Here is a 12,427-nt window from a genome sequence, read left to right on the forward strand (position 1 = left end):
GTTTAGCTGATTAACCTAGTTTATCGGTTGCGACATGATAATCGGGATCTTCTACGATATTCACCTCGCATATATCATCTGCTCTTTTTAACAGTTTTCGACATTCTGCGCTTAAATGACGTAAATGAACTTTTTTACCCAGTGCTTCATATTTATCGGTTAAACCGTCTAATGCTTCAATACCTGAATGATCGCTCACACGTGAACGTTGGAACTCGATAACAATTTCATCTGGGTCTTCTTCGGGTGTAAACAGTTCTTTAAAACTGGCAACAGATGCAAAAAATACTGGGCCTTGGATCTCGTAAACTTTCCAACCCTTTTCATCGATATAAGTTTTAGCATGAATATGTTTAGCATGTTTCCAAGCAAAGACTAAAGCAGAAACAATTACACCCACAACAACAGCCAGCGCTAAATCATACGCCACGGTGACACCCGATACCAAGACAATAATAAACGCATCGGTAACGGGTATTTTGTTCATAATTCTAAATGACGACCATTCAAACGTGCCCAATACCACCATAAACATAATGCCAACTAAAGCTGCCAGTGGGATCATTTCTATTAATTCGGCAGCAAACAAAATAAAACCCAGTAAAACAAGTGCGGCGGTAATACCTGATAATCTGCCGCGTCCGCCTGAGTTGATGTTTATCATACTTTGCCCAATCATGGCACAACCACCCATACCACCAAAAAAGCCGTTTGTGGTGTTGGCAATACCCTGACCAATACATTCGCGGTTACCTTGACCACGCGTACCGGTAATTTCATCAATCAAGGTTAAGGTTAATAAAGACTCAATTAAACCAATAGCTGCAATCACGACCGCCGTTGGAAAGATAATCACTAACGTTTCCCAAGTAAATGGCACCATTGGGATAGAGAATGTCGGTAGTTCACCTTTTAATGAAGCATCCGCAGCTTGATCAGCCGGTAACATTTCACGGACGAAATCAATTACAGTACGGGTGTCTAATTCCAAACCAATCACCAGCCCGGTGACAACCACAATGGCCACTAAGCCAGAAGGAATCGCTGTGGTTAATTTAGGCAAAAAGTGGGTGATCGCCATGGTCAGTGCGACCAAAGCCAACATTAAGTATAAACTTTCACCCTGAATCCAATTCCACTGCCCTAATGCATCCGGGGTTTTAAACTGACTCAGCTGCGCTAAAAATATCACGATAGCTAAACCATTTACAAAACCGAGCATCACTGGATGTGGCACCATGCGAATAAATTTACCCAGTTTGGTAACACCCGCCAATATTTGCAGTAAACCGGCTAACAGAACAGCGGCGAACAAATATTCTACCCCGTACACCGCCACTAAACCGACCATAACAACGGCGGTTGCACCGGTTGCACCGGAAATCATGCCCGGTCGTCCACCAAATATAGAGGTTAACAAACCCATCATAAAGGCTGCGTATAAACCCACCATAGGTTCAACGCCAGCAACAAACGCAAAAGCAACCGCTTCAGGTACCAGAGCAAGCGCTACTGTAATACCAGACAGCACGTCATTTTTGACATTGTTCTGATTTGAATTAATTAAATTAAACATCTACCTACTCTTTATTAAATATAAATAAAAACGTTTTGAATTGACGATTAAGCACGACCGCCAGTAATTTTATTGGCGCGCCCTTCTTCTTTGGCTTTTTCTGCTCGTTTACGTCTGACTTCTTTTGGATCGGCAATTAACGGACGATAAATTTCAATGCGATCTCCATCCTGAACTTGATCTGACAATTTTCGGGTTCGGCTCCAAATTCCCACCTTGTTTTGGCTGAGATCAATATCCGCATGTTTTTGCAATATGCCGGACTTTTCGATACAGGTTTGAATATCCGTGCCTTTTTCAACATGCACAGTGAGCAAACTTTGTTCAGTTGGCAATGCGTACGCCACTTCTATTTTCAACAAATGATCGTTCATAACCTTGTCCGATATACTTTGGCTGCCCTGTCTGTAAATGCTTTAACCATTTGATTAGCCATATGGTTAAACACAGAACCAAACGCCATTTCTATGAGTTTTGAGGAAAACTCAAATTCCAAATCTAAAACTACTTTACATGCAGCTTCATCTAATTCCTGAAACTGCCACAAACCCACCAGCTTTTTAAAAGGCCCATCTATTAGATCAATTTTTACTGAATGATTTTCCTGCATGGTATTGTGTGTGGTAAACCACTTTCCTATACCTGCTTTACCTATTTGTAACGAAGCTTTAAGCTCGTTGTCGCTGCGGCTCAATAATTTAACCGCAATACAATCTGGTACAAACTCAGGGTAATGTTCTACATCATTAACCAAGTCGTACATCTCTTTCGCACTATGCATCACTAATGCATGACGATGAATTTTTGGCATCCCGAACTCCCTAAAAAATTCGAGCGCGCATACTAGCATAAAAACCGATTTTAAGCAGGTTGAATTATCGGTCATTAACGCCACATTAATATGATAGTTAGATAAATTATTGGTTAAAGCTAAACTGGCACATGCAATTTTCAGTGGCATGCGTATAATAGGCAGGTTAAATCTCCAGCGTCGAGGCATATGAATTTAAATGGCAAAAGGTAAAAAGAAAAGCACAAGTAGTAATACGATTGCTTTAAATAAAAAAGCCAAACACGAGTACTTTCTTGAAGATAAGATAGAAGCTGGACTTGAATTACAAGGCTGGGAAGTTAAAAGTATTCGCCAAGGCAAGGTAAACATTGCAGACAGTTATGTTTTTATAAAAGACGGCGAAGCTTTTGTATTAGGCACACGTATTACGCCGCTTAATTCAGCGTCTACGCATGTTGTGGCTGATCCGGAGCGCTCTCGCAAGTTATTGCTTAAAAAGCGTGAAATAGACAGGCTGATCGGCGCACGCGATCGTGAGGGTTATTCAATCGTTGCAACGTCTATGTACTGGAAAAAATGCTGGGTTAAATTAGCCATTCACTTGGCGAAGGGTAAAAAATCTCACGATAAACGTGATGATATTAAAGACAAAGACTGGGCCAGACAAAAAGAACGTATGATGAAACACAGCGCGCGCTAGCGCTGTGTTAAATTCGCTTTATTTATGGCACAAGTCTTTGTGTTTTAATTTGCACATTGGGGAAAACAGAAGCAATTGCATCTGCCGATAAATTCCAATGTTGATGCAAAATGCCCGCTATCCATTGCCTAATGTCGCTGGTTGGCTGTAAATCACGACCTTCATATAAATTTTCAGGTGCTAATCCTGGCCATTGGCCCAGTACCTGCCCGCCATTTAACGCACCGCCCGCTAAAAATAAAGCGCTGGCCGTACCATGATCTGTTCCGCCCGTCCCATTTACCTTAACAGTTCTGCCAAATTCGGTGGCTATTACGACTATGGTATTTTGCCAACTTTTGCCCAGCGTGTTTTTTAATTCAGCGAGTCCTTCATCAAGCTCTTTAAATTGACGATTTAACCGCCCTACCTGATTATTGTGAGTATCCCAGCCGCCCATTTCTAACATTGCGCATTGCGCTTTTGAGTTGTTTGACAATAACGATCCACAACTCGCGGCCAACTGTGCAAATTTAGGATTACGGCCTTTAACTTTATCCATCGACATCATTTGTCGGGTTTCAAGCCCTTGTGCCAGTTTTTGCGCAAATTCTGCATCATCTTCATACAATCCAGCTAAACGACTGAATAAGTCTTGCTCTGCATCGGGTAAATTAGAGGGATACCAAGTATGGGTTTTTCCCTGTCCCATCAATGAAATAGGAACAGAGCGGGCAATTGCGACACTTTCGGTATTACGGGCGGTCATCGCACGTGCTAACCAACCGTTATCATAATCAATCGAATTTAGTCCGCATTCTAATAAATCCTGTCCATCAAAGTGTGAACGCGAACGATAAGGTGATGCCACCGCAACAACGGCCGACATTTGTTTATTTTTATACCATTGATGTAAATTTTCTAATGCTGGATGCAGCGCATATCCACTTTCCAAGCGATGCCAATGCGCTTCCAATGGGGTTATCAATGCTTGCCTGTGTGTTTTTAAATCGGGATCAAATGTTGGGATAACCGCATGCAAAGAATCCATCGCGCCGCGCAAAACAACCCAAACCAACTTACGGTCAGCAAGCGATTGATCAGTAGCCTCTTCCATTGAAAGCGAATTTGCTGCCACGGATAACGGACTATTAAACAAGACCCAACCGGCAGCTGCACTTTTTATAAAATCTCTTTTTTGCATTTTACTGACTCCCGGTTATCGGCGCTGAAATTCAGGGCTCATTAATAATAATGCGCAGGCTTGTTGACGGCTTTCAGCGCGTTTTATATAAGTTGCGGTGCGCTCAGTTAATTGTTCTCCCAAACAAGCTTGTGCAATTTCAAGTGGCATTTTTTTAACGCGGGCACTGATATGTTCACTCCATTCAATGCGCGCCATAAAAGCTTCTGAACCGTCCCATGCAGATGCAACATCACCGTAACCTGCAGGCGATCCTGCCGCAAAAGGGAATTGCCCTAAAACTTTTAATACCTCTAAGGCGCGGCGATTATTGCTGAATTTAACGCCGGTTGCGCGATAAGCTGATATGGCAAATTCTCTTGGTGTTTTAAATTTCTGCGGTTGAGTTTGCCAGCTCAACGGATGGTCAATTAAACAGCTTAAAACCGCTTTTAAATCGCCACCTGTGGTTAACCAGACTTTAGTCATATCATCCACCAACTTTGGCGCTGGCTGGTCTGCAATAAAATGTCTGGCCAGTTTAAAACTGATATGTTGCGCTGTCGCTGGGTGAACAGCCAAATCTCGTAAAATTGCTTCGCCTTGTGTCACATCTGATTGCGCATACCTTTTCGCTAAAATGGTACGTGTGCCGGGTTCATGTTGCTCAATTCTAAAAATAAACTTACCCGCCTGTTTATATTTAGGGTGACCTACGCTCCACCCTGTAATCGCTTTTGCCAGCGCTTTCACATCGTTTTGCTGATAACCGCCATTTACGCCTAATGTATGGAGTTCGAGTATTTCGCGCGCTAAATTCTCATTTAACCCTTTGTTTTTGCGTTTGCGTGCAAATTTTGAATTGGGCCCGACCGAGCGTTCATTATTTAAATAAATCAGCATTGCTGGATGCTGTTCAACGGCCAATAACAAATCTTCAAATTTACCGGCAATATGCGGTGCGATCGCTTCACGTTCTAATGTGGGCGCAATCGCACGCATCACATTGCCGCTCATGGTGACACTGAAGTGATTCGAAAAAAAATCTAATAACCGGGCTTGAAAGCCCATATCAGTTTCAATTGCATAGTGAAAGGTGTCGGCGGCAAGCTGCAGCGAAGACTGGTTAATCTGCTTTCGAAGTGCATCGATATCTTGCGACATCATCGGGTTTTGCTCAGTGTTTTTTGTTGCACTTTGGTTTGTATTGGCCGCTTTACTTTTTTGATTGGCGACTCTGTATTGGTAGGTCGCTTGCAAAGCTTGCTCTGAAGTCCAACTGGCTGAACTTTCACCTACCACGCTCGAAAAATGCAAAGGTTTTAATTGTTGATACAACCAAGCTCGTGGATCTTTTTGAACCACTGAAATTTGCTGTGGTTTTGCCCCTAATGCAAAACGATTAAGTGCTATTTCTGCTGAATATTGAACCACCATATACCTCACCGCGCGCTCGTGATTACGAAACGAATTTATTGGCAGTATAATTTTTTTTAGCAAATCACCTATACAAATTACAATTAATTTACATTTTAAAATAACGTAATGTCATCATCTGGATTTTGCTGCGTACTCGCTGATTTTTTGCACTCTGCATTGTTTAAATCAACAATCGCTTCTTCAACTGAGGCGCCTTGCATTATCTGTTCAAATAACTGATGTTCATCAGCAATGCTATATTGTTGTTTTATTTTTTCTCGCAGTAACGCCCAGTGTTCTGGATTATCTATTTTATCGCGACTCTCTAACAAATCGCCCAAGTCAGATAAGCCAGTTGAGACATGTTGAAGGCGCTGGCACAATCTGTCGTAAAACTGAAAGGCAACAATTGCATTATCAATATGTTCAGCCATGACATTGGTCAGTTTTTCAGCCGGTTGGCTACTGCTTTTATCCGCTAATTGCTGGTTGCACTCGGCCAATGCCTTAAAAGACTGAATCAAAGAATCAACCGATGAATCGCCATCGGTTAAACCTAAATAAATTTGTGCAACTGACAATGATAATAATCGCGCAGTTTCCGCTTTGTAACAAAGTGATGCTCCCTGCTTGCTTGTTTCCTTAGCCATAAAGAACCCTATTTTGTGAAACCCAAATAAAGAAAGATAATAAAATTTTGTGATGCACACTTTTCATATTATAAAACAGAGCTGAAATATTGCCTGTTAACTTAACTTTCTTTTGACAGTTTTCTAAATCAGACAGTAAGCTAAGCGTTATCTTGCAGCTTATGGTAGACATACATGTTGAATTGGAATCAGTTATTAAACGGACAGCGCAGAAAAGATAAACACGGTCTTGGCAGCACAGTATTGTCGGCAAATGGTCGTATAGAACTCGAACGTGACTATGACCGCATATTGTTTGCCACACCCACCCGCCGTATGGGAGATAAAACGCAAGTTTTCCCGCTTGAGCGCAACGATAGCGTACGCAATCGCTTAACACATTCACATGAAGTATCCAGCTTGGCACGTAGCATTGGCATACGGCTGGCTTTTGATTACCGACGAGAGATTTTTGGTGATGATTCTGATCCTAACCTTGAGCGCTGTGTTCCGGCCTTACTGGCCGCAATCGGTTTAGCGCATGATTTAGGCAATCCGCCATTTGGGCATCAGGGTGAAAAGGCTATCCAAAACTGGTTTCGCCATAATGAAGAAAAAGTATTCGGCAGCAAAAATCATATTGATAGTCGCGATTTCATCAACTTTGACGGTAATGCACAAACCTTTAGACTGGTCACACGATTGCAAATTTTAAATGACTCTTACGGACTGAATTTAACCTATGCCACATTAGCATCAATGATCAAATACCCAGTTTCCAGCATAGAAGCCAAAGGGCTTGGCTGGAAAAAAGCAGGTTACTTTTTATCTGAACAACAAATTATCGAAGATGTCTGGCAACAAACCGGATTATCTCAAGGGATCCGTCATCCGTTTACCTACATCATGGAAGCTTGTGATGACATTGCTTATACCATTTTAGACGCTGAAGATATTGTTAAAAAAGACATTGCTTCGTTTTCAGATATTGTTGATCACCTCACCCACATGAACCCGGACGATGATGTTACATTAAGCGTGTTAAATGGTGCTAAAGCTAAAAATAAAGAGTTTAAAAATGCCGGCCTCAGCCCGAAAGAATTAAATGATGTTTCCATGCAAATGTTTAGAGTTTACGCCATAAGTGCCATGGTTTCGGCTATTTTAGAAACATTAGTAGCCGATATTAAAGACATTATGCAAGGTGCAAGTAAAGCCAATTATAATTTGTTAGAACATTCAAAAGCCGCCGACTTTTGCAAAGCAATGCGAGAATTTGATTATATTCACGGCTATCGTCATAAATCTGTGTTAGAGCTCGAATTACGCGGCAATAATTACATATCCGGTATTATGGATATGCTGTGGCAAGGTATTGCGGGCGAAGGTTTGTTTAGCCAATATGCTTTTAATCGTATTTCTGAGAACTATCGTCGTATCTATCAAGATTCTGAAATGAGTGAAAACTACCGCAAAGCTCAGTTGTTGGCGGATGCTGTCTCGGGTATGACAGACAGCTACCTGATTTATCTTCATGACGAATTAAAAGCGCTAAATGGCTAAAGTTGCGGCTAACCCAAATATCTTAAAAAAACGTCTGCAACGTTTTTTACAACTGCACCACAACCCCGGACGTGCACAAGTAAATGCGATTTGTCAGCGTTTGTTATTGTTGGGGCCTGTATATTTATTTGGCGGGGCGGTGCGCGATATTGCCCTGCAAGGCATTCGTGATTTTTATGGCGATTTAGATTTTGTCGTTGATTGCCCACCACAAAAACTAGCCAGTGTCATACAACAGCTCAGCACTGAGTTTAAAGTGAAACAAAACAAATTTGGTGGCTACCGGCTGTTTTGTGACAAGTGGTGGTTAGATATTTGGCCACTTGAAGATACTTGGGCTTTTAAAGCCAATAAAATTGAATTTGATTCTGTCTCCAGCTTGCTGCAAACCACCATATTAAACTGGGATGCGGCGATCTATGATTTAGCGCAACATCAACTCATTGTCTCAAGCGATTATTTTAAGCAAATGCAAAGTGGTGTATTGGATTTACAGTTAGCAGAAAATCCCAACCCAATGGGCGCAATTTCACGTATTTTACGTTGTATTTTAAGCAAACCTGTAATTTACATTACCGCTGATTTACAGCAGTTTTTATATAACAGCTTAAAGCAATTAGATTTTGCAAAATTACAAGCATACGAGCAGTCACATAACCCGCAAATATATTTAAATCAAATAACGCAAGAAAAACTGTTAAACTGGTTAACTTCACCCACGGAGCTTCATCCGGGTAAACAGGATTTACTCTACAATTCGCTTTCAAAAACCAATTTGGAATTGACTTTATAATGCCCAAGACTCGATATTTATTAACTTTTCTGGCTTTGTTGTTTGCTGCCCTGACCTTCTTCTCATTTTATTTTTATTGGCAGGAAAACGAACCGCTCCTAAAAAAAGCCAATCAACAAGCCATTGCCAACGCCAGTGAATTTGCAAAATCACATAACCAGCTACAATGCTTACATAAAGTCATTGAACAAAGTGAAAGCTGTCGTGACAGTAATTGCACACTGACCTTAAAAAATTATCTGGTAACCTGCTTTCAGCAAGCCGAAAAAAATCCACAAGTCTGTGAAAAAATGCCAGACGCACATGATTATCTAGCCAAAGTAAGCTGGTCGGTTTCAACCTGTCGCAAAGCAAAAGTTAAAAACGGTAACTGCACCCACATTATTAATGAATTACCCCTGCTGTGCGCGCAAAGTCATAATGCTGGAAAATAAAAACCAATATTTTATACAAAGCTGCTGGTCGCTAAACGTTTTTCAACGGCTTTTAAATGTATTTGCGTCACTGCTTTCGCTTTTTCAGCATCGCGCTGCATTAACGCATCAACCATAGCTTTATGCTCGCTGATCACCGCATCTGCAACTTTATCTCTGAGTTTATGGTGAAATTGTTTATTCACAGCGGACGTTTCCCGTGCACTCCAAAGCCATTCGTACATCGGAATTAATGCATTATTGCGGGTTGCTTTGACAATTGTCAGGTGAAACAAGTGATCAATTTGTTCAGCTTTGGCAACATCACCATTTTTTGTCGCTTCTTCCATCGTCAGCAACAGGTTTTTCAGCTGATGCAACTCTGCGTTGCTGATTCTTTCAGCGGCCAAACCTGCCGCTTCAACTTCAATGATTTGTCGGGTTTCGATAATTTCAAAAGGGCCGGGTAAATCGTCGGTTAACTGGAGCGACTCTAACCCTTTACTTGGCGCTAATGCGTATATGCCTGAGCCAGAGCGAATTTCAACGAGCTTACTGACTTCCAGTGCAATCATTGCTTCGCGAATGGTTGAACGGCTCACCTGATAACGCGCCGCTAATTCACGCTCGGCGGGGAAGCGCTGACCGACCGCCACTTCACCCTGCTCGACCAATTCAGCCAATTTACCTGCTATTTGCAGATATAATCTTTTAGATTCATTTTCAACATTTAACATGTTTGAGTTACAGCTCCTGATTAAGTGCGCATATTATGCCGAAAGCCGTGTGATATTTAAATACTTAAGTCAAAAGGCCTGACCAATTAAATTTCGCTTCCAAAGCCGAATAAACCTGTTTTCTTTTTACTTGTTAACATTTGACCTAAGCTACTTTATTCCAATATACTAATTTGGTCAGGCCAATAATTAGAGTATAGTTGAAATTCCCATGCCTAAAAAAACAAACAGAAAAATAAACACAAAAATAGTTAATCAAAGTCTTATCTCGCTCAGCCTTATTCTTGCGTTTACCGGTTGTGCTAATCAAGCCGCAGACAATGCGCCTGAGAATGCGGTAGACAAACAAGTAAAAGCGACCCAAACAAAAAGCGAAAAAGCGAACCCGGGAGATCGTGAAGGCCATGTAATGACCGAAGTGGTGCCGCGCGATATGATTCCACAAGCCCCTATTTTAGATAGCGAACAAGCATTAGCATCGTTTAAAGTGCATCCAGAATTTGAATTAGAGTTAATTGCCGATAGTCCGCTGATATATGATCCGGTTGTCATTCAATACGACGCCGCCGGACGCATCTGGGCATTAGAAATGACCACTTTTATGCCGGATGCACAAGCAAACGGTGAAATGCAGCATGAAAGCCAGATTGTCGTACTGACAGATACTAACCAAGACGGAAAAATGGACGACCGTCAGGTGATTATTGAAAAATTACTTCTGCCCAGAGCGCTCGCATTTGTGCAGGAAGGTATCTTGTGGGCCGATCATGAATCTTTGTACTTTACACAAATAGCAGACCACAACGGAAAAATCAGTGCCGTTAAAACAGAAGTTGTTGACGCTGAATATGCCAAAGGGGGGAATTTAGAACACAAACCCAATGGTTTATTATTCAGTTTAGATAACTGGTATTACAATGCAAAATCATCCGTTAAATACCGCCCTTACCCATTGGATGCAAAATTACCCGAAGGCGCGACCGAGATTTACCGCAACCCATTCTGGAAATTTGCAAAAGCCCATACTGAATATCGAGGCCAATGGGGTTTAGCTCAGGATGACTACGGCAGACATTATTTTAATCATAACTCCAGCCCTATTTTAACCTCATCTTTTATCCCGGATGTTGCAAACCGCAACCCCAGATATAAATTCCCTAAAGACGTGCTCAACCAAAATGTGGGAACAACAGATGTTTATCCTATACGTGTTACACCCGGTTTAAACCGAGGCTACAACCGCGGTATGTACGATGATGAATTTAGGCTAAAAGCTCACACGGCGGCCTGTGGTCCACTTATTTATCGCGGCAATCAGTTCCCGGGCGAGTATTACGGTATTGGGTTAGTTTCTGAGCCTGCCGGTAATTTAGTTAAAGCAACGCGTATAGAAGAGCAAAATGGTTTGCTCACGGGCGAAAACCTGTTTGATAAACAAGAAATTCTCGCCTCGACCGATGAAAGATTCAGACCGGTAAACGCATATAATGCACCGGATGGTACAGTGACTTTAGTCGACTTTTATCACGGTATTATTCAACACAGAACTTTTTTAACAAGCTATCTGCACGACCAAATAAAAATGCGTGACTTAGAGCGCAGCAAGCATGTTGGTCGTTTATACCGCATCAAACACAAATCATCTGCAATACCTAAAGTTCAGTATTTAGATAAATTATCTGCCATCGAACTCGTGCCTTTTTTAGCACATGACAATGGCTGGCACAGAGATACGGCGCAGCATTTGTTGGTGATGAAACAGGATAAAAGTGTACTCCCTGAACTGCGTAAAATGGCGACATCGCATCCGAACCATCTCGCACAAATAAAAGCCTTGTGGACGTTAGAAGGATTAGGTGTTGTTGAGTTAAATATACTGCAAACTGCAGCACTGAACAAAAATGCCAAAGTGCAGCGCTCGGTTTATCGCCTTGCTGAACAATTAAATACCAGCGCGACACTGCAAGACTGGTTACAGCAACAAGCAGAAAATACAAATGCAGAAGCAGCGCAGGCACTTTCGCTTGCTATCGGCACGCATAAAGCTTGGCCTGCGTTAACCACCTTAATCAATAAATATGGTGTCAATCACTTCACCTTTGCGGCATTGGCACATGCTGAAAAAGCTTATTTAGCCGCCGAAGGGAAAAACATCAGCACAGCTAACAAAGAAAAAATCACCTTGGTGATGAATATTGATCCTAACAAAAAGCACAAAAAAACACTTAGCGGTGAATCATTATTGAGCTTTGGCCGAGGTAAAAACCTGTATGAAGGCAAAGCGGCTTGTTTTGGTTGTCACGGTGCCAACGGCGAAGGTAGCGCAATTGTGCCACCTTTAAATAACAGTGAATGGGTGACCAAATCAAAAGATAAACTGGCCGCTATTTTATTACACGGCTTAAGCGGACCTATTGAAGTGAATGGTCAAGCGTACAACTCCCCTATGGTCATGCCAGGTTTGGCGGGTAACAACCAGATTTCAGATCAGGATTTAGCCGATATTGCGACCTATATTCGTAACGCTTGGGATAATCAGGCACAAGCGGTAAAAGCAGACGACATTAAAAAAATGCGCGCTGAAACGAAAACGCAGACGATACCTTATACCGCGGAAACTTTATCCGCCAAATTTAAATAAA

The 12,427-nt window shown here is 41.8% G+C and carries 12 protein-coding genes; 5 read left to right on the plus strand and 7 right to left on the minus strand.

Going from position 1 to position 12,427, the window contains the following annotated elements:
* Positions 1-10: 10 nt before the first annotated feature.
* From FNT16_RS01925 to FNT16_RS01935, 3 genes are read right to left on the minus strand one after another with little or no spacing between them, the layout of a single operon-like run.
* Positions 11-1,576 carry a SulP family inorganic anion transporter gene (locus FNT16_RS01925; protein ID WP_143869967.1) on the minus strand — a complete coding sequence of 522 codons (1,566 nt, stop codon included), beginning with the start codon at positions 1,574-1,576 and terminating at the stop codon, positions 11-13.
* 47 nt (positions 1,577-1,623) lie between these two features.
* Positions 1,624-1,950 carry an RnfH family protein gene (locus FNT16_RS01930; protein WP_143869968.1) on the minus strand — a complete coding sequence of 109 codons (327 nt, stop codon included), beginning with the start codon at positions 1,948-1,950 and terminating at the stop codon, positions 1,624-1,626.
* Positions 1,947-2,387 (minus strand): type II toxin-antitoxin system RatA family toxin, encoded by a 441-nt coding sequence (locus FNT16_RS01935; RefSeq protein ID WP_143869969.1) that lies wholly within the window; start codon positions 2,385-2,387, stop codon positions 1,947-1,949. The genes FNT16_RS01930 and FNT16_RS01935 overlap by 4 nt, the downstream gene beginning before the upstream one ends.
* A 199-nt stretch (positions 2,388-2,586) precedes the next feature.
* Here FNT16_RS01935 and smpB point away from each other — a divergent pair, with 199 nt between their 5' ends.
* The gene (gene smpB / locus FNT16_RS01940) at positions 2,587-3,069 is read left to right on the plus strand and encodes an SsrA-binding protein SmpB (RefSeq protein WP_143869970.1); all 483 of its coding nucleotides are present in this window, start codon (positions 2,587-2,589) and stop codon (positions 3,067-3,069) included.
* Positions 3,070-3,091: 22 nt separating this feature from the next.
* Here the strand turns inward: smpB and FNT16_RS01945 are convergent, their stop codons facing one another.
* The 3 genes from FNT16_RS01945 to FNT16_RS01955 all read right to left on the minus strand — a co-directional run bounded on the left by FNT16_RS01945 (position 3,092) and on the right by FNT16_RS01955 (position 6,300).
* Positions 3,092-4,252 carry a DUF1501 domain-containing protein gene (locus FNT16_RS01945; RefSeq protein ID WP_143869971.1) on the minus strand — a complete coding sequence of 387 codons (1,161 nt, stop codon included), beginning with the start codon at positions 4,250-4,252 and terminating at the stop codon, positions 3,092-3,094.
* A gap of 15 nt (positions 4,253-4,267) precedes the next feature.
* Entirely contained in the window at positions 4,268-5,668 is a 1,401-nt protein-coding gene (locus FNT16_RS01950) for a DUF1800 domain-containing protein (RefSeq protein ID WP_143869972.1), read from the minus strand.
* 95 nt (positions 5,669-5,763) lie between these two features.
* Complete coding sequence (locus tag FNT16_RS01955; protein ID WP_143869973.1) at positions 5,764-6,300, minus strand: hypothetical protein; 537 nt, start codon at positions 6,298-6,300, stop codon at positions 5,764-5,766.
* Between the two features lie 174 nt (positions 6,301-6,474).
* Between FNT16_RS01955 and FNT16_RS01960 the strand changes: the two genes are divergently transcribed.
* The 3 genes from FNT16_RS01960 to FNT16_RS01970 are packed head-to-tail and all read left to right on the plus strand — an operon-like array spanning position 6,475 to position 9,069.
* Complete coding sequence (locus FNT16_RS01960; protein ID WP_143869974.1) at positions 6,475-7,842, plus strand: deoxyguanosinetriphosphate triphosphohydrolase family protein; 1,368 nt, start codon at positions 6,475-6,477, stop codon at positions 7,840-7,842.
* The gene (locus tag FNT16_RS01965) at positions 7,835-8,635 is read left to right on the plus strand and encodes a nucleotidyltransferase family protein (RefSeq protein ID WP_143869975.1); all 801 of its coding nucleotides are present in this window, start codon (positions 7,835-7,837) and stop codon (positions 8,633-8,635) included. The genes FNT16_RS01960 and FNT16_RS01965 overlap by 8 nt, the downstream gene beginning before the upstream one ends.
* Positions 8,635-9,069 carry a hypothetical protein gene (locus tag FNT16_RS01970; protein ID WP_143869976.1) on the plus strand — a complete coding sequence of 145 codons (435 nt, stop codon included), beginning with the start codon at positions 8,635-8,637 and terminating at the stop codon, positions 9,067-9,069. The genes FNT16_RS01965 and FNT16_RS01970 overlap by 1 nt, the downstream gene beginning before the upstream one ends.
* Before the next feature lie 11 nt (positions 9,070-9,080).
* Here the strand turns inward: FNT16_RS01970 and FNT16_RS01975 are convergent, their stop codons facing one another.
* A complete protein-coding gene (locus FNT16_RS01975; protein WP_143869977.1) occupies positions 9,081-9,785 on the minus strand; it encodes a FadR/GntR family transcriptional regulator in 705 nt (234 codons plus the stop codon).
* 211 nt (positions 9,786-9,996) lie between these two features.
* Here FNT16_RS01975 and FNT16_RS01980 point away from each other — a divergent pair, with 211 nt between their 5' ends.
* On the plus strand, positions 9,997-12,426 hold the full coding sequence (locus FNT16_RS01980; protein ID WP_143869978.1) for a PVC-type heme-binding CxxCH protein: 2,430 nt from the start codon (positions 9,997-9,999) through the stop codon (positions 12,424-12,426).
* Position 12,427: the final 1 nt, after the last annotated feature.

This window comes from Catenovulum sediminis (genome assembly GCF_007289895.1).
Lineage (GTDB): Bacteria > Pseudomonadota > Gammaproteobacteria > Enterobacterales > Alteromonadaceae > Catenovulum > Catenovulum sediminis.